General features: G+C 35.1%; 18 protein-coding genes and 1 pseudogene. 9 read left to right on the forward strand and 10 right to left on the reverse strand.

Going from position 1 to position 17,131, the window contains the following annotated elements; genetic code table 11:
• Positions 1-4 precede the first annotated feature (4 nt).
• From lptB to CRV04_RS04535, 4 genes are read right to left on the reverse strand one after another with little or no spacing between them, the layout of a single operon-like run.
• Positions 5-727 (reverse strand): LPS export ABC transporter ATP-binding protein, encoded by a 723-nt coding sequence (gene lptB / locus CRV04_RS04520; protein ID WP_128995619.1) that lies wholly within the window; start codon positions 725-727, stop codon positions 5-7.
• The gene (gene tsaE / locus CRV04_RS04525) at positions 720-1,139 is read right to left on the reverse strand and encodes a tRNA (adenosine(37)-N6)-threonylcarbamoyltransferase complex ATPase subunit type 1 TsaE (RefSeq protein ID WP_128995620.1); all 420 of its coding nucleotides are present in this window, start codon (positions 1,137-1,139) and stop codon (positions 720-722) included. Before tsaE ends, lptB begins: the two co-directional genes overlap by 8 nt.
• A 2-nt stretch (positions 1,140-1,141) precedes the next feature.
• Entirely contained in the window at positions 1,142-2,128 is a 987-nt protein-coding gene (gene trpD, locus CRV04_RS04530; protein WP_128995621.1) for an anthranilate phosphoribosyltransferase, read from the reverse strand.
• A 57-nt stretch (positions 2,129-2,185) separates the two neighbouring features.
• Positions 2,186-2,431 (reverse strand): S4 domain-containing protein, encoded by a 246-nt coding sequence (locus CRV04_RS04535; protein ID WP_128995622.1) that lies wholly within the window; start codon positions 2,429-2,431, stop codon positions 2,186-2,188.
• Between the two features lie 77 nt (positions 2,432-2,508).
• Here CRV04_RS04535 and CRV04_RS04540 point away from each other — a divergent pair, with 77 nt between their 5' ends.
• Complete coding sequence (locus CRV04_RS04540; RefSeq protein WP_128995623.1) at positions 2,509-3,741, forward strand: argininosuccinate synthase; 1,233 nt, start codon at positions 2,509-2,511, stop codon at positions 3,739-3,741.
• 111 nt (positions 3,742-3,852) lie between these two features.
• Positions 3,853-4,353, forward strand: coding sequence for a gamma carbonic anhydrase family protein (locus CRV04_RS04545; RefSeq protein WP_128995624.1), 501 nt, complete (start codon positions 3,853-3,855; stop codon positions 4,351-4,353).
• 28 nt (positions 4,354-4,381) lie between these two features.
• On the opposite strand, the gene CRV04_RS04550 is transcribed toward CRV04_RS04545, so the two are convergent.
• From CRV04_RS04550 to CRV04_RS04560, 3 genes are read right to left on the reverse strand one after another with little or no spacing between them, the layout of a single operon-like run.
• Positions 4,382-5,302, reverse strand: a complete 921-nt coding sequence (locus CRV04_RS04550; protein ID WP_128995625.1) for a dUTP diphosphatase — start codon at positions 5,300-5,302, stop codon at positions 4,382-4,384.
• A gap of 9 nt (positions 5,303-5,311) precedes the next feature.
• Complete coding sequence (locus CRV04_RS04555; protein ID WP_128995626.1) at positions 5,312-6,790, reverse strand: PAS domain-containing sensor histidine kinase; 1,479 nt, start codon at positions 6,788-6,790, stop codon at positions 5,312-5,314.
• Positions 6,791-6,817: 27 nt separating this feature from the next.
• On the reverse strand, positions 6,818-6,997 hold the full coding sequence (locus tag CRV04_RS04560) for a uracil-DNA glycosylase (protein WP_128995627.1): 180 nt from the start codon (positions 6,995-6,997) through the stop codon (positions 6,818-6,820).
• A gap of 652 nt (positions 6,998-7,649) precedes the next feature.
• On the opposite strand from CRV04_RS04560, the pseudogene CRV04_RS13030 reads away from it, so the two are divergent.
• Positions 7,650-8,387: pseudogene (locus tag CRV04_RS13030) on the forward strand (methyl-accepting chemotaxis protein); the annotation flags it as partial.
• 8 nt (positions 8,388-8,395) lie between these two features.
• Positions 8,396-8,782 carry a PAS domain-containing protein gene (locus CRV04_RS04570; RefSeq protein WP_128995629.1) on the forward strand — a complete coding sequence of 129 codons (387 nt, stop codon included), beginning with the start codon at positions 8,396-8,398 and terminating at the stop codon, positions 8,780-8,782.
• A 10-nt stretch (positions 8,783-8,792) separates the two neighbouring features.
• On the opposite strand, the gene recR is transcribed toward CRV04_RS04570, so the two are convergent.
• A complete protein-coding gene (recR, locus tag CRV04_RS04575) occupies positions 8,793-9,365 on the reverse strand; it encodes a recombination mediator RecR (RefSeq protein ID WP_128995630.1) in 573 nt (190 codons plus the stop codon).
• 73 nt (positions 9,366-9,438) lie between these two features.
• Between recR and dnaJ the strand changes: the two genes are divergently transcribed.
• On the forward strand, positions 9,439-10,566 hold the full coding sequence (gene dnaJ / locus CRV04_RS04580) for a molecular chaperone DnaJ (protein ID WP_128995631.1): 1,128 nt from the start codon (positions 9,439-9,441) through the stop codon (positions 10,564-10,566).
• Between the two features lie 9 nt (positions 10,567-10,575).
• Entirely contained in the window at positions 10,576-11,778 is a 1,203-nt protein-coding gene (trpB, locus tag CRV04_RS04585) for a tryptophan synthase subunit beta (protein WP_128995632.1), read from the forward strand.
• Between the two features lie 14 nt (positions 11,779-11,792).
• Here trpB and CRV04_RS04590 read toward each other — a convergent pair whose 3' ends face one another.
• Entirely contained in the window at positions 11,793-12,611 is an 819-nt protein-coding gene (locus CRV04_RS04590; RefSeq protein WP_228126473.1) for a ferritin-like domain-containing protein, read from the reverse strand.
• A gap of 54 nt (positions 12,612-12,665) precedes the next feature.
• Here CRV04_RS04590 and CRV04_RS04595 point away from each other — a divergent pair, with 54 nt between their 5' ends.
• From CRV04_RS04595 to CRV04_RS04605, 3 genes are read left to right on the forward strand one after another with little or no spacing between them, the layout of a single operon-like run.
• A complete protein-coding gene (locus CRV04_RS04595) occupies positions 12,666-13,259 on the forward strand; it encodes an MBL fold metallo-hydrolase (protein ID WP_128995633.1) in 594 nt (197 codons plus the stop codon).
• A 55-nt stretch (positions 13,260-13,314) separates the two neighbouring features.
• Positions 13,315-15,168 carry a GGDEF domain-containing protein gene (locus CRV04_RS04600; RefSeq protein ID WP_128995634.1) on the forward strand — a complete coding sequence of 618 codons (1,854 nt, stop codon included), beginning with the start codon at positions 13,315-13,317 and terminating at the stop codon, positions 15,166-15,168.
• 8 nt (positions 15,169-15,176) lie between these two features.
• Positions 15,177-16,142 (forward strand): GGDEF domain-containing protein, encoded by a 966-nt coding sequence (locus CRV04_RS04605; protein ID WP_128995635.1) that lies wholly within the window; start codon positions 15,177-15,179, stop codon positions 16,140-16,142.
• 5 nt (positions 16,143-16,147) lie between these two features.
• Here the strand turns inward: CRV04_RS04605 and cmoB are convergent, their stop codons facing one another.
• On the reverse strand, positions 16,148-17,059 hold the full coding sequence (gene cmoB / locus CRV04_RS04610; protein WP_128995636.1) for a tRNA 5-methoxyuridine(34)/uridine 5-oxyacetic acid(34) synthase CmoB: 912 nt from the start codon (positions 17,057-17,059) through the stop codon (positions 16,148-16,150).
• Positions 17,060-17,131 lie beyond the last annotated feature (72 nt).

Below are 17,131 nucleotides of genomic sequence, written 5' to 3' on the forward strand. Positions count from 1 at the left end.
GTCTTTAGAAAGTGAAACTCTCTCCTAAATAGTGTTCTCGAACACTTCCATCTGTTTTAATATCTTCTGCATTTCCACTTGCAAGGACATTTCCACTCTTCATTACATAAGCTCTGTCACAAATTTGAAGTGTTTCACGAACGTTGTGGTCTGTAATTAAAATCCCAATAGCTCTTTTTGCAAGTTGATGAATGATCTCTTGAATATCTTTAACAGCAATGGGGTCAACTCCTGCAAAAGGTTCATCTAAAAGAAGAAACTTAGGTTGAGAAATGAGTGCGCGCGCAATTTCAGTTCGACGTCGTTCACCACCTGAAAGTGAGATACCTTTACGTTGTCGAATGGGTTCAATATTAAAAACTGCAAGCAACTCTTCCACTCTTTTGTGTTGTTCAATCTTATCATGGGTAATCACTTGTGCAGCAAGCATCAAGTTCTCTTCTATGCTTAAATCTTTAAAAATAGAGGACTCTTGTGGCAAGTACCCTATTCCTTTGAGTGCTCGTTTATGAAGTGGTAAGTTGGTGATGTTCACATCATCAAAATAGACCTCTCCACTGCTTGGTTGAACCAAACCGCATACGGTATAAAAGCTGGTTGTTTTACCTGCTCCATTGGGGCCTAAAAGTCCTACCACTTCTCCACTTCTCACTTCCAAAGAGATACCGTGTAGAATTTGTGTTTTTTTAATACTTTTTGTAATATTTTTTATCTCTAATTTATGCATAGATTGTGTATCGCCTTTTATTCTCTAATTTTTCTATTTTGATTTTGATAATATCAAAACCATAACTGGTTAAAAGTTCAACCAAAGTATCATCACCCCACTCGACAAAATGTATTCCTTTTTTTTCAAACTCTTCTAACAAACCTAATGAGATAAACTCTTCAAGTGTTTTATTATATACATCATAGTGATAAATATCCCCATCATAGACATTTTGAAGACAAAATGTAGGGGATGTCACTTCACTTTGTATCTCATTGTATTTTAAATAGTTTTGAACCAGTGTGGTTTTACCACTGGCCAAATCACCTTGCAGTAAAACAACAACATCTCTGTCTTGTATATTTTTATCTAAAAGTGCAATGATTTTTTCAAGTTCATCTTCATGCAGTGTTAACGTATGTTTTGTCAAAACTAACCTTGTAACTCATTGGAAACAGTAATTATCTCTTCAAGCTTGGCTTTGGCTTGACCACTTCGTATAACCTCTTTTGCTAAAGAGATACCATCTTCCGTTGAGTGTACTTTGCCATCAACTAAAAGAGCAAAAGCAGTATTTATAAGCACAATATCGAGTTTTGCACCTGTAATTTCACCGTATAAAATGGCTCGTGTGATTTCGGCATTCTCTTTTGCATCACCACCTTCTATCTCTTTTTTATCATATAAATCCAATCCATACTCTCTTGGGTCAATGATAAAATCTCTGGTTTGTTGTCGGTCTAAGAACGTTGCATAAGTAACATCACTGATACTGATTTCATCCATACCATCTTTACTGCTTACGACCATTGCTCGTTTAGTTCCAAGAAGGGTTAATGAGGTAATAAGCCGGTGGATGTACTCTGGGGAAAAGACCCCTATGAGTTGTTTATGGACCATTGCAGGGTTTGCCAATGGTCCTAAGATATTAAAAATTGTTCGATGTGGGATTGCCTTACGTATAGGCATGATATATTTCATGGCAGGGTGATGATTTTGTGCAAACATAAATGTAAAACCCGTTTTTTCTAAAAGCTTTACTTGGTTTTCAATGCTTAAATCAAGATTGATTCCCAAGGCTTCAAGCATATCAGCACTTCCACTTTTACTGGTAATACTTCTGTTCCCATGTTTAGCTACTTTTGCACCACACGCTGTTAACAGTAAAGATACTGTTGATGAGACATTAAAACTGTTACTGTAATCTCCTCCTGTGCCACAGTTGTCAATCAGTTCTTCTTTCAATGCATATGGTATAGGCAGTGGAATAAGATGTTCTCTCATTGCGCTTGCTGCTGCTGCGATTTGTTCTGCGGTTTCGCCTTGTTCATGAAGTTGTGTCAGATATTTTTTTACATCCTCTTCAGGCAGACGGTTTTCAAAAATATCATCAAATTTTAGTTTGTCTTTATTAAACATCATTATCCTTTAGATCGTCTGTGTATATGGTCTCATTGTAATAGGTAATCCAAGATGTTAAATCTTTACAACGTACTCGTCTTGTTTGCTTTTAGGTGTTGATTTGGTTGTAGGAATTTGAAGCACTTTAAACATATCTGTATATTCCAGATATTTAACTTCAACAGTGTCTCCTACTTTCACCTCTTTTGATTTTTTAACACTCAGACCATTGATATAAATAACACCATGTGCCAACATATCTTCTGCGACGGCTCTTCGTTTTGTAATATTTACTGCATTTAAAAATTTATCAATTCTCATAAACAAGATTATAGCTAATTTTAGATAAAATAACCTCTTAAAAATTTATAGACAATACCAGAAAACATGGAGTTATAATGAGTAAAAAAGAGGTTAAAAAAGTTGTACTTGCTTACAGTGGTGGGCTTGATACTTCAACAATTTTAAAATGGCTTCAAGATGAATATAATGCTGAAGTTATTACATTTACAGCTGATTTAGGACAAGGTGAAGAGGTAGAACCTGCTCGTGCAAAAGCCTTAGCGTGTGGAATTAAACCAGAAAATATTTTTATTTTAGACATTCGTGAAGAGTTTGTAAAAGATTACGTTTTTCCAATGTTCAGAGCCAATGCAATTTATGAGGGTGAGTATCTTTTAGGAACATCAATTGCTCGACCACTTATTGCTAAAAAGCAAATTGAAATTGCAAATAAAATGGGTGCAGATGCTGTTTCTCATGGGGCAACTGGAAAAGGAAATGATCAAGTACGATTTGAGCTTGGATATTTAGGATTACGTCCAGATATCACTGTGATTGCTCCTTGGAGAGAGTGGGACTTAAACTCACGAGAGAAGCTTTTGGCATACGCAAAAGAGCACGGTATTGAGATTGATAAAAAACACCTAGATAAAGATGGTAACCCAGCAATCAGTCCTTACTCAATGGATGCGAACCTTTTACACATTTCTTATGAGGGATTACACTTAGAAAACCCAAATAATGAGCCAGAAAAGTCAATGTGGTTATGGACCAATTCTCCTGAAGAGGCGCCAGATGAAGCTGAATACATCACTATTGGATATAAAAATGGAGACCCTATTTCAATCAACGATGAAGAGCTTTCACCTGCAACGCTTCTTAAAAAACTGAACGATTATGGTAATAAACATGGTATTGGTCGAGTAGATATTGTTGAAAACCGATATGTAGGTATGAAAGCAAGAGGGTGTTATGAGACACCAGGTGGAACCATCATGCTTAAAGCTCACCGAGCGATTGAATCTATTTGTTTAGACAGAGAAGCAGCACACCTAAAAGATGAGATGATGCCACGATATGCGAAGTTGATTTACCAAGGGTATTGGTTCTCTCCTGAGAGAGAAATGCTTCAAGCAGCCATTGATGCAACTCAAAAAAATGTAGAAGGTACAGTTAAAGTAAAACTTTATAAAGGAAATGTAACTGTAGTAGGAAGAGAATCTGCAAAATCTCTTTACTCTGAAGCACATTCAACATTTGAAGAAGATGAAGTATATAACCAAAAAGATGCAGAAGGGTTTATTCGATTAAACGCACTTCGATTTATTATTGCTGGTCAAAAACAATAACTTCTTGCTGACTTTATTTTATAAAGATATGACCTACTCGGTCATATCTTTTTTTATGCAATTTTTCTGCTACACTTTTATGATATACTCAACTTTTCAAGGAGAAATATAATGATTATGAAATTTAAACAATTTTACCCTAAAGTTGACTCTACAGCTTGGATTGCACCCAGTGCAGATTTAATTGGAGACATAAAAATAGGAAAAGACTCTTCAGTATGGTTTGGTTGTGTTCTAAGAGCCGATGTTAATCAAATACGAATTGGTGAAAATACCAATATTCAAGATTTATCGATGATTCATACTGATACGCATACCAAAACAGTTTTAGGCAATAATGTCACCATTGGGCATAAAGTGATGCTTCATGGCTGTGAAGTGCAAGATAATTGTTTGATTGGTATGAGTGCTACTATTTTAGACAATGCTGTTATTGGTGAAGGCAGTATTGTAGGAGCAAACTCTTTAGTAACTCAAGGTAAAAAGTTTCCTCCAAGAAGTTTGATTATGGGAAGTCCCGCTAAAGTTGTCAAGGAGTTAACGCAAGAGGATGTGGATGGTTTAATCAAACACGCCGCACACTATGTGGATTATAAAAATGAGTATTGTTAAAAAAAGGTGTTAGCGTAATGCTAACCCTTTATTGATTGAGAGAATAGGCTTTTTGAAGCTCATCATAAAGTTCTGAAAAACTGATGCTTTCTATGTTTTCTAAAATAGAAACCATCACAACATTATCCTCTTTACCATTCCACTCTTTGATATACGTTCCTTCTTTATATCCGTGATCTTGTCGGAATTTGTTTAAGCAGTTTTTACCAATATAGAGTTTTTGTAACCAGTTAAATGATAAGCCTGAGATTTTACAACATCTGAAGAATTGATCAATAAATCGCTCAATTCCAGAAAATGATGGCATGTTTCCTGTTTCAATTGCCAACGCAATGTATGAAAGCTTCTCTGCTTCTTTGACCATGAGTTTAACATCAATGTTTTCATTGGCTTCATAGATGCAATGCGTATTGACTAAAGATACGGCTCTAGGTACATTGGTCTCTTGAAGAATATAAGACATTAAAAAATGCCAAATATCAACCAACTCTACATGAATATTGCTCATGTCAGGATCTGCATTGATGTTTTTCCAGTGTTTCCATGGTGTTGAATCAATGAGTTCAGCCACTTCCATATGGATGCATCGAAGCCAGTTGATTTCTTTCCCAAATTTATTGGCACCCAACTCCCAGTTGTTTCCATTGGTTGAATCATTCAACTCTTTTTGTAATAAAAACATTTCTTCAAGTTTACTTGGAAAACTTGAGGCTTCTTCTAAAAGTGTTGCTAATGGCAAACACTCTTCAACCAAACTGTCAAGTACATTGTTTGGTACTACTTTATCCCCTTTTAACAGGTGAACAATTAAAGAGACAGTGTATGGAATCTCATCTTTCGCTTCCCATTCAAGTACATCATTTGATGTCACACCAATATACTTTGCAAAATCTTCTATGGTTAAAAAACCGAGTGTTTTGACAGTCTCTTTTAAATCTTTATACAACAATTTTATCTCCTAACTTCTTGGTAATTCTATTTTAAACAGTGCTCCATTGTTATGGTTTTTAACACTGATTTTTCCAAAGCAATACTGCTCAATGATTTTTTTACTCATGTACAGACCTAAGCCTGTACCATTTTTATTCTTTTTGGTTGAAAAATAAGGTTCAAATATTTTATCCTTATATTCATTAGGAATTCCACCTGCATTATCTAAAATTTCAATAATGCCATTTTTTTCATCAATGGAGTGCGTAATGGTAATCTTTCGTTCACCCAACTCTTTTTCAACCATCGCATCTCGTGCATTTTTTACAATATTAATCAATACTTGTACTACCTCATTGACATGTAATGAGAAAGTTGCATCGCCTTTATCAATAACTGTAAATTCAATAGAGTCTACTTTTAACATATACGTTAAAAAGTCTTGTGTACGTTGAATCAAACCTTTGAGGTTTGTGCTCTCTTTTTGTTTATCAGGTTTAAAGAAATCTCTGAAATCATCAATGGTTTTTGACATATATTGCAACTGCATAGAGACATCATCCACCACTTTTTCAATCACATCATCTGAAAGTTCGCCTTCAATCATTTTTGTTAAAGGCAGTTTTTGAACTAAAATAGAGACTGCTTGCAGTGGTTGTCTCCATTGGTGTGCAATCATTGAAATCATCTCACCCATTGCAGCAGACTTGGATTGTTCAACCAAAATGTGTTGTTGCTCTTCAAGCTCTTTTTTAGCTGTAATATCTTGACGAAGTGCATCATAACCTATGATTTTTCCTTCATTATAGTGAGGCTCTATGGTTGCATGCACCCAATAATGGGTTCCATCTTTTTTTCTGTTTTTTATTTCACCCTTCCAAGTTTCTCCATTTGAAATGGTTTCCCATAAATCTTCAAAAAGCAAATCGGACATATCAGGGTGTCGCACAATGTTGTGTTTTTTGCCGATAAGCTCCTCTTTTGCGTAACCACTGATATCACAAAAAGCTTGAGACACAGAGGTGATCAATCCTTTTTTATCTGTACTTGACATGATGATATTTTTATCTGTTAAATTCATCAGTCGTGCAAAATTTTGTTCTGATTTAGAGAGTGTATAGCGTTGAAGTATCCCTGCAAAGTTTTGTTCAAAAAGAAAATTAATCTCTTTGTCCAACTCATGCGAAGCCAAATTGTCTTTATACATTTGAGCAATAAGCGAGTTCTTAAAGGCACTGCAAAGCAGAAAGAGTTCCTCTGTTTTGATGTTATTAAAACGTAAAAACTCTAAGAGTTTTTCAATGGTTGGGCAGTTACCCAGTTGTTCCTTTTTTCGTACAACTCCCACATAATAACTTAGAATATGTACAGCAAACTCTTTTACAAAATACTCTTTTGAAATATTGTAACGATCTAAAATCGTCATAACGTCTTTGCTGTTCATCCAGTAAGTAATAATTGAAATTTTATTTTTTTCAAAATCATCAACGACGTTTTCAAGTTGCATACAGACTCTTAGTTTTAATTTGAAGTTCTATTGTACACTTTGTTCTCTTTGTTTTGGGTTATAAAAAGAGCACTCTGCACCACTGTTTTGTTTGACAACGGCACTGGGGATAATTTGTGACTTAAAACCATACGCTTTACAACCATGTGGGCGATTTTTTTCCCAAGTCACATAATAAAATTGGCATTTTTGACATACGATTCTCATGAGCTTATTTTAGCATAATAGTCTATTAAAATGAGTTAAAAATGCCAAAGATAACAAAAATAATAATTTTTTATAGAAAATCGGACAAATTTTATCCCGTCTTTAAGTTTAATTGAACTACAATTCACAAAAGTACTAATTAAGAGGATATAGAATGTTCGGCGCGATTTCAAACCGTGAATTGCAGATGATTGATGAATATTTTCAACAATACGTTCGGTTCACTCAATATAAACAAAATAGATTTAACTACACGCACTCAACGGGTAATTCAAAGCTAGATCAACTCTTTGCCAAATGGAATGAACAAATACAAAAAACCGATGTTTCTATTAAAGAGGATATCAATGTCATTGGTGAAATTGTTTTAACTTCAGATAAGGTTAAACAAGGTATTTTCAAATGTCGTGTCAAATCAAGCACGCATAATCCAATGGTTGCGACACTCAAGCAGACGGTTAATGATATGCTTGATGCATTAGAAGAGAAGATGATCCGTCTTGAAGAGACACTTGTGGCGTATGCGAAAGAGGATTATCGTCCAAAACTGCAAATTGATTCAAAAATAAAAGCACGAATGCTCTCAGTGATGCAATCCATTAATACATTGGGGAACGAATTGAGTGAAAGTGCAAGAATGAACCTAGAAAATGGTCGAATTCTTGAATCCAATTCAACACAAATGACGCAATCGATGAACAATCTAGCAACCAAAGCCAATGAACAAGCGGCTTCATTGGAACAAACGGCCGCTGCTGTTGAAGAGATCACATCTATTACAAGAAACAATGCAAGCAATGCTTCAAAAATGGCAGAGCTTGGGCAATCTGTACGTCACAGTGTCACAGAAGGTGAACAACTTGCAACAAAAACAGCAAGCTCAATGGATGAAATCAACTCCAAAGTAACAGCCATCAATGAAGCCATTAATATCATTGATCAAATTGCATTTCAGACCAATATTTTGTCTTTGAATGCGGCCGTTGAAGCAGCCACTGCAGGTGAAGCAGGAAAAGGTTTTGCTGTCGTTGCACAAGAGGTCCGAAACTTAGCAACCAGAAGTGCAGAAGCGGCTAAAGAGATTAAAGGCTTAGTTGAAGATGCCAACTTAAAAGCCAATGAAGGAAAAGTGATCTCTGATGAGATGATTCAAGGGTATGAAGAACTCAATTCACGTATTACTGAAACCATTCAAATCATTCACGATGTTTCATCTGCTTCAAAAGAGCAAATGCTTGGAATTGAACAAATCAATGATGCCATTACGATGCTTGACAGAGTAACCCAAGAGAATGCCCACGAATCAAACAGTGTAACTAAAATTGCACAAGAAGTGGATGCAATGGCTAAAAATTTGGTTACTGATGCAACGAATAAGAAATTTAACTAGGACTTACAATGAGTGAAAAAGAGACAATATTAAAAGATGATGCTTTTTTAGTCAGTGAAACCAATGCAAAAGGGATCATTACTTTTGCCAATGATGGATTTTGTGATATTGCGGAATATGAAGTAGATGAACTCATTGGTAAACCACACAACGTTGTACGACACCCCGATATGCCTAAGGCTGCTTTTAAAGATCTCTGGGATACAGTTAAAAGAGGTGAAGTGTGGACAGGTTATGTTAAAAATGCCACCAAATCAGGTGGTTATTATTGGGTCTATGCAACCGTATTTCCTTTTGAAAGTTGCGATGGAAGCCAAGGGTATCTTTCGTGCAGAAGAAAAGCGAGTCGTGAAGAGATTGATTCAGCCATTGAGTTGTATAGAACTTTAGACTAAACAGTAGGAGTTATACTCCTACTTTACTCTGTATTGCTTTAGCCAGTGATAACATATCTACATTATCTAAACTCACACCGGTGGGCACACCTTGCGCAATTTTAGAGAAAACGATATCATATTTTTGCAGTTTATCTTCAATATATAAAATAAAGGCATCATTGGATAATGATGGCGTGATGGCAAAAAGTACCTCTTTTGTTCCATTTTTCTCAATAAAATCCAAAAGTTTTTGTAATCCCATCTCTTCGAGCTCATTTAAGACAAAATACAAACCATTGTACTGTTTAGACTCTTCAATGATAAAAATATCTTTGGCACTTTGTACAATGCACAACATCTCTTTTTCGCGTCTGTCATCTAAACAAATTTCACAGATTTCATGTTCACTCATTGAACCACAATCTTTACAACGTTTAATAGCCCCAATTGCATTTTCAATACTGTGCGCTATTTTTATGCCACAATAGTTGTCATTCATAATAATATGGTAAGCCAAGCGTTGTGCAGATTTACGCCCAATAGTAGGCAAACTCTCAAAAGCATCGACCAAGTCGTAAAATTTTTCTAAACCACGTTTCATGCGCAGATTATATCTTATCTTTATGATTTTTTAGATAAAATCGCAAAAAATTAAATGCATAAAGGTGATAGAATTGACTGAAATAGACTACTATGAATTATTAGAAGTAAGTAAAAACAGTGACAAAGGAACCATTAAAAAAGCTTACCGAAAAATGGCAATGAAATATCATCCTGATAAAAATCCAGACGATAAAGAGGCCGAAGAGAAATTCAAAGCGGTTAATGAAGCGTATCAAGTTTTAAGCGATGATCAAAAAAGACAAATTTATGACCGATATGGTAAGGCAGGTCTTGAAGGACATGGGCAAAGTGGTGGAGGCTTTGGTGGTTTCGATGACTTAAGTTCTGTATTTGAAGAGATGTTTGGTGGCGCATTTGGTGGAGGCTTTGGCAGTAACCGAAGACGACAACGAAAAACATATAGTTATAATTTGGATATTGGTATCGAGCTTGAAATTGATTTCAATGAAGCCGTATTTGGTATCAATAAAGAGGTAGAATACAGTTATAAAACAGCATGTGAATCTTGTAAAGGAAGTGGAGCTAAAGACGGTAAACTCTCTAAATGTATGTATTGTGAAGGACAAGGTCAAATTCATACACGACAAGGTTTTATGACGTTTGCTCAAACGTGTCCACACTGTCAAGGTAGCGGTGAAGCTGCGGCCGAAAAATGTAATAAATGTGCTGGTTTAGGATACAAAGAGGTCAAAGAGAGCTTCAAAGTTGACATTCCTGAAGGTGTGAATACAGGAAATCGTATTCGAGTATCCAATAAAGGAAATATCGCTCCAGATGGTTCTCGAGGCGATTTATATATTCAAATTCGAGTCAAAGAAGACTCTCACTTTGTTCGACATGACGATGACATCTATTTAGAAGTACCTCTTTTCTTTACACAAGTTGTTCTTGGCGATACCATTAAAATTCCTGGATTAAAAGGGGAATTAGAACTGAAAGTTCCAGCAGGTACAAAAGATAAAGAGCAGTTTAAATTCAGAGGTGAAGGTGTTAAATCGGTACAAGGATATGGAAAAGGTGATTTGATTGTACAAATTGCGATTAAATACCCTACTGATTTAAATGCTGAACAAAAAGAGTTACTTGAAAAACTTCAAGAGAGTTTTGGAATTGAAAGTAAACCTCACGAATCTGTCTTTGAAGGAATGTTTGACAGAGTTAAAAAATGGTTTTCATAAAGGTTTAATATGACAAAAGCATACTTAGAAACAATGCCTGATGAAAAGGGTTTTTTTGGTCAATTTGGTGGTTCTTTTATCCCTCCACAACTGGAAAAACCTTTTGAAGAAATTCAAGCAGCATATGAGGAGTTAAAAAACTCTCCTGAGTTTATTGAAGAGCTTAAATATGTGCGAAAGCATTATCAAGGACGCCCTACTCCTATTACGTTTGCACAAAATTTAACACGAGCTTGTGGTGGGGCAAAAATCTACTTAAAACGAGAAGATTTAAACCACACGGGAGCTCATAAACTCAACCACTGTATGGCGGAAGTGATTTTAGCAAAATATCTTGGAAAGAAAAAAGTCATTGCTGAAACAGGTGCAGGACAACATGGTGTTGCTTTAGCAACAGCTGCAGCGTACTTTGGTTTGGAGTGTGAAATTCATATGGGGGAAGTTGATATCGCTAAAGAGCACCCCAACGTTGTACGTATGAAAATCTTAGGGGCGAAAGTGGTTCCTGCTACGCATGGGCTTAAAACACTCAAAGAGGCAGTTGATTCAGCTTTTGAAGCTTATTTGGCTGATACTGAAAATTCAATATATTGTATTGGTTCTGTGGTGGGACCGCACCCATTTCCAATGATGGTTCGAGACTTTCAAAGTGTGATTGGATTTGAATCCAAAGAGCAGTTTTTAGAACATGAAGATGCCTTACCCAATCATGTGGTTGCATGTGTGGGTGGTGGAAGCAATGCCATGGGAATTTTTGCTGGATTTATTGATGATAAAGAGGTGAACCTTTATGGTGTGGAACCAATGGGCATTGGTGAAAATCTTGGGCAACACAGTGCAAGTTTAACGCATGGAAGCGAAGGTATCATGCATGGGTTTAACTCAATTATGCTAAAGGATGAAAAGGGTGAACCGGCACCTGTTTATTCAATAGGAAGTGGGATAGATTATCCTTCAGTGGGACCTGAACACGCTTATTTAAACAGTATTGGTCGAACAAAAGTAGGATTATGCAATGACAAAGAGGCCATTGATGCGTTTTATAAGCTATCACAATTAGAAGGTATCATTCCAGCATTAGAATCTGCTCATGCGGTGGCTTATGCGATGAAATTGGCTTCTACTTTACCAAAAGATCAAACCATTTTAGTCAGTCTGAGTGGTCGCGGAGATAAAGACATTGATTTTATCGTGGAAAATCATCCTCTTTAAAAGATAAAAAAGAGTTATACACACTCTTTTTTATTTGAAAGACGTTTGAGTTCATCGCAGCTGAAACCAGCTTGCTTTCTCGCTTTGAAATTTAAATTCAACACTTTTTGTGTACTTCCTGGATAATACTCTTCTAAAAGTTTCAAATAGGTCTCTTCTGGGATACACTGTTCAAGTTCGCATGCATATTTAAACCATTTGTCCCCTTTTTGAACATGCGAAATCTCCTCTTCAAGTATCACTTCTAATGCTTCTAATATTTTTTTATTCATAGCATCAGGATTGGATTTGAGTTTTTCCATAATTTTAGGATTTTGGTCTAACCCATTGGCTTCTAAGTAGCGCGGCACAATCGCCATACGGCTTAACAGTGTTTGGGTTCGTTTCATGGCCTCAAACAAATTGGTGTGTACCTCAAAATCTCCATACACATAACCCAACTCTTTTAAAAGAGTTTCACACATTTTAAAATGTCGGATTTCATCTTCTGCTACTTCCAACCAATCGTCATAATACATTTGAGGTAAACCATTGAAGCGATATGCAGCATCTAAGGCCAAATCTATTGCACCATACTCAATATGACAGATGGTGTGTAAAAGACTTGCTTTCCCTTCTATGGTATCAAAATATTTACGTGTTTTTACCTCTTTTGGCAACACCACATTCAGTAAACCATCGTATGAGGGTTTATTTAAAGTAATGGGTGTAAAACTCTTTTCTTTTATTATTTTATTCTCTTTGTATGTTTGATAAAATGATTCAAAAAGTTCAAACTTTTTTGTAGGCATTTTTTCTCTTAATATTGTTTCTAATGTTTTAAAATAATCCACTTGTTACCTCATAATTGATATAATCACAAAATTTTATCAAAAATAAGGTTTAGAATGGATATTAAAGTGCGCCCAATGGGTGATTACCAAACAAATTGTTATATTGTCACAATTGATGAAAAAGATATTATTATTGATCCAGGTGTGGGAGCAACCAATTGGGTCAAAGAGAATGTACATTATCCTATTGCAATTTTAAATACACATGGTCATTTTGATCATATTTGGAGTGATCAAGAACTTAAAGAGCTATTAAATGTGAAACTTTATTGTCCTAAAGATGATGCATTTATGCTACAAAATAACCCATTTGGTTTTGATGTTCCAAAAACACAAGCGGATATTTTGGTTCAACCAGATGAAAGCTTAATGATAGAGGGTATCAAAGTGACCTTCCATCACTTCCCTGGGCACACTCCAGGTTGCAGTGCAATTGAGATAGAAAATAGACTATTTAGTGGGGATTTTATCTTCTCTGGTTCCATTGGAAGAGCCGATTTTCCTTACTCTGATTCCAGGCAAATGATTGAAAGTATTGAAAAAATACTTAAATGGGACAAAGATATTCAAATATACCCTGGTCACGGGCTTGACACATTTTTATCAAGAGAAAGAAACTCTTTAAATAACTGGAAAAATTATTTGTAACAATTAAGGTTCGTTATAGTAAAATCGGTGAAGTATAGAGGCAGGAAGTATATAGATGAAAAAAAGAATAATTGTACAATTCTCTACAATGGTAATAATCTTAGCGCTGATTATTACTGCACTCATTGCGTACAATTTAAGACAATCGGGTATTAAAACATCCATTAATACTGCAAAATCCATTTCAGAAGTGGTTAAAAACGGTTTAACCTCTCACATGATCAATGGAAACATGGACCAAAGAGACACTTTTATTAACTCCATTTCAAACATGTCCAATGTTAAAAAACTTTGGTTTGTACGAGCAAACTCCGTTACTGAGCAGTTTGGACCTGGAAGAGATAACGAAAAACTCAGAGATACCATTGATCAAAAAGTGATTAAAACAGGTAAAATGGATTATCAACTCTACGAAAATTTTTCTACCAATGAAACCATCATGCGTGTCACGATACCTTATTTGGCAAACTCAGATGGAAATGTCAATTGTTTAACTTGTCACAATGTAAAGTATGGTGAAACTTTAGGCGCTGTTTCAATTGAATTGGATGTAAACGATCTTAAACAAGTTGGTATTAACTCTATTTACATGATTTTAGTAATCACTGTTGCGAGCATTTTAACCATTATTTTTATTACTTCAAATATTTTAAAGCCTTACTTAAAGCTCTTTGAAAAATGGGGTGCAAGTATTAAAGAGGCGGTTAATGGTAAATTTGTGCAAGTTGAAGAGAACAACAATTTGCCAAAAGATATGAAAGATTTTACTTCTAACTTTAATCGACTGCTTGACAGCTATAAAGCCACATTTACGGATATTGATAAAAAACTAAAATATTTTATTGGACAAACCACTTATAAAGAGAATCAAACTCCACTGGATGAATCTAAAATCATCATAACAAACCTCTCTAATCTCTATCAATTTAAAAAAGAGATTGAACAAGACCAAACAAAAGAGGAAATTTTTAGCCGATTGGCACAAGTGTTACAAAAACAATTTAAACAAAAAGATTTTACCATTTATCAAACCAATCTCAAAGAAGAGAGACGAGAAATTGTGAAACAAGTGGGAGACCTTAATTTCTGCTGTCCTTCTCATATGAATAATCCTTCACTTTGTCGAAGTGCTCGAACCAGCAACGACGTTATTTCAGTTGATTTTCATAACTCCTGTCCATGTTTCACTGAAGAGAATTACTACTACTATTGTACAAGTGTGAATATCAATAAAAACACAACGATTGTGATTAATTTTGTGGTTGAAACAAAAGATGAACTGCAATATCTTAAAGACAACATTGCTTTTATTAAAAGTTATATTAATGAAGCTGCACCCTCTATTGAGGTTAAAATTCTTCTTAAAGCACTTAAAGACTCTGCCTTTAGAGACGGCCTTACAGGACTTTATAACCGTAAATTCTTGGATGAATATATTAAAAAATCAATTCCACAGCTTCTGCGAGACAATAAAAAATTGGCTGTGCTTATGTTGGACATGGACCATTTTAAAGCAGTCAATGATGAATATGGACATGATATTGGTGATATTGTTCTTAAAGAATTAGCTGGTATACTGTTAGAAAATGTACGTGAATCTGACTTGGTGGTTCGATTTGGTGGAGAAGAATTCTTGGTTATTCTTAATAACATCGATTCAGTGCAAAGCGCAATGGCTGTTGCAAATAAGATTCGAATCCAAGTCAGTCAAAACGAGATTGATATTTATGCAGGGACTAAATTGCGTAAAACAATCAGTATTGGTGTCTCTGTATTCCCTGATGACAGTCGTTCATTTGATTCAGTGTGTAAAAATGCAGACATCGCACTTTATGAAGCAAAAAATAAAGGACGTGACCAAGTTGTGTTATTTAACCAAGAGCAAGTAAGCAGCATCGATCTTTTTTAGGAAATTAAATGAGTGACTTAATTAGAAGCAGTATTAAAAAAATCTTAGAAGACAATTGTCTGAAAAACGACTTCTATTCATATTTTAAATTTTATGAACGACTCAGAGGGTTAAGTAATGTTCAAGCCATTTATAAAGAGTTGCAACAATGGCTAGAGATAACCTATGAGGTTAAACATCTTAAAATAACTATTCGTGCATTAATGGATAAAACAGAAGAGATAGCGTATCAAAATGGTGATGATGCTGTTTATAATGAAGCTCTTTCAAGCACGTATGATGTTGATATGAATTCCAATATCTCAATCTCATTTACACTTATGTCCAATGATGAAAAACACCATAAGGAGTTGATGTCTAAAGAGCGGTATATCAGCACACTGTTTTATATGATTGCACCTCTTATCAGCACGGTATCGTATCAAGCTTTAGTGAAAGATCTTTCGCTTAGAGATACACTTACAAATGCGTATAATCGAAAGTTTTTAATCGAACATCTATCAAAAGTATTGCCGTTGGCAAAAAGAGAGTCAAAAAATGTTGCTTTTTTAATGGTCGGTATTGACCACTATAAAGCAGTAATTGACGAATTTGACTACTCTATTGGGGATAAAGTTATTATTAATTTAGCGAATGTACTACAAGAAAATGTTCGAGAGTCTGATTTGGTTGTACGTTTAGAAAGTGATGAGTTTTTCATTGTTTTATACGGGATCACTGAACAAAAAGATGCTGAATATGTGGCTCAAAAACTCATTGACAGTTTTGCACAAAGTGAAGTGATTGTGAATAAAGAGGGACATATACTTAAAAAAACAATTTGTGTAGGTATCACACAATATGATCATGACATTGAGTCTTCAAATGAGATTCTTAAAAATGCAGACATCTCTTTATATGAAGCCAAAAACTTAGGTCGAGGTCGTTTTTTAACGTATAAACCTGAACAAGAAAACACCGTAGAGCTTTTTTAATTGCTCTACGCTTTTTTTGCTTTGATATAGACGCGTTTAGGCGCTGGGTACCCTTCTACTGTTTTGCTGGGATCTTTAGGATCTAAAAAATCTTCCAAACTTTGATCAAATGACCATTGTGTTTTTCTCTGCTCTTCAGACGTGGTTGTTGTAACAGCTAAGACTTCAATATTTTCAAACCCTGCACGTGATAGCCAGTTTTTAAGTGCCGCAATTGTTGGAATAAAGTAGATATTCGGAATTTTAGAATACCTGCCATTAGGGGTTAACGCAACCTCCTCTTCTCCATCTATCATAAATGTATCAATTAGAACCTCTCCATCTTTGTTCATACTACGTGCTAATGATTTAAGTGTACCTACCGGGTCTGGCCTGTGATACAAAACACCCAGCATAAAAATAAAATCAAACTTATGGTTATAAAGCTCTAAATGCTCAACTCCCAACTTCTCATACACAATATCAGACTTTACAAAATGATTGATAAAATCAAACTGTAACATCGTTAAAGGACTTGGATCAAAACCAATCAATCTTTTAGGCTTGTCTTCAAGCATTCTGAACATGTAATAGCCGTTATTACAACCAATATCAGCGACCACTTTATTTTTTAAATTAAAATGTGGTCGAATAAGATTATACTTGATATTACTTTGCCATTCACTGTCTATTTCTATATCAAAAAGTTTAAAAGGCCCTTTTCTCCAAGGAATGAGTTTTTTTGCTGTTTCATAAACAGTTTCATACTCCTCTTGCGTTAAGTCCTCTTTTTTTCCTACGCTTACCCAATCTTCAAGTTTAACTTCTGCGGTGGGTTTTTCTATGGCTAAACTTTTCTTAAGTTGGTCATACCAAGGCTTTACGTTTTTCCACTCTAAACAATCTTGTTTTAATTTTTGTACATCTTCTAATTTCATGGTCGAATTATAACAAATAATTTGTATATTCCTCTTACTATTGACCAAAAGATAAAACTTTTTAAAACTTAA

This window comes from Candidatus Marinarcus aquaticus, assembly GCF_004116335.1.
Taxonomy (GTDB): domain Bacteria; phylum Campylobacterota; class Campylobacteria; order Campylobacterales; family Arcobacteraceae; genus Marinarcus; species Marinarcus aquaticus.

What these genes read in the sequence shown, in the direction of transcription:
- trpB (WP_128995632.1), top strand. Translation starts at nt 10,576, where the DNA reads ATGACAAAAGCATACTTAGAAACAATGCCTGATGAAAAGGGTTTTTTT.
- CRV04_RS04535 (WP_128995622.1), bottom strand. Translation starts at nt 2,431, where the DNA reads ATGAGAATTGATAAATTTTTAAATGCAGTAAATATTACAAAACGAAGA.
- CRV04_RS04605 (WP_128995635.1), top strand. Translation starts at nt 15,177, where the DNA reads ATGAGTGACTTAATTAGAAGCAGTATTAAAAAAATCTTAGAAGACAAT.
- CRV04_RS04600 (WP_128995634.1), top strand. Translation starts at nt 13,315, where the DNA reads ATGAAAAAAAGAATAATTGTACAATTCTCTACAATGGTAATAATCTTA.
- cmoB (WP_128995636.1), bottom strand. Translation starts at nt 17,059, where the DNA reads ATGAAATTAGAAGATGTACAAAAATTAAAACAAGATTGTTTAGAGTGG.
- CRV04_RS04570 (WP_128995629.1), top strand. Translation starts at nt 8,396, where the DNA reads ATGAGTGAAAAAGAGACAATATTAAAAGATGATGCTTTTTTAGTCAGT.
- CRV04_RS04555 (WP_128995626.1), bottom strand. Translation starts at nt 6,790, where the DNA reads ATGCAACTTGAAAACGTCGTTGATGATTTTGAAAAAAATAAAATTTCA.
- CRV04_RS04540 (WP_128995623.1), top strand. Translation starts at nt 2,509, where the DNA reads ATGAGTAAAAAAGAGGTTAAAAAAGTTGTACTTGCTTACAGTGGTGGG.
- recR (WP_128995630.1), bottom strand. Translation starts at nt 9,365, where the DNA reads ATGAAACGTGGTTTAGAAAAATTTTACGACTTGGTCGATGCTTTTGAG.
- CRV04_RS04560 (WP_128995627.1), bottom strand. Translation starts at nt 6,997, where the DNA reads ATGAGAATCGTATGTCAAAAATGCCAATTTTATTATGTGACTTGGGAA.
- CRV04_RS04595 (WP_128995633.1), top strand. Translation starts at nt 12,666, where the DNA reads ATGGATATTAAAGTGCGCCCAATGGGTGATTACCAAACAAATTGTTAT.
- lptB (WP_128995619.1), bottom strand. Translation starts at nt 727, where the DNA reads ATGCATAAATTAGAGATAAAAAATATTACAAAAAGTATTAAAAAAACA.
- trpD (WP_128995621.1), bottom strand. Translation starts at nt 2,128, where the DNA reads ATGTTTAATAAAGACAAACTAAAATTTGATGATATTTTTGAAAACCGT.
- CRV04_RS04545 (WP_128995624.1), top strand. Translation starts at nt 3,853, where the DNA reads ATGATTATGAAATTTAAACAATTTTACCCTAAAGTTGACTCTACAGCT.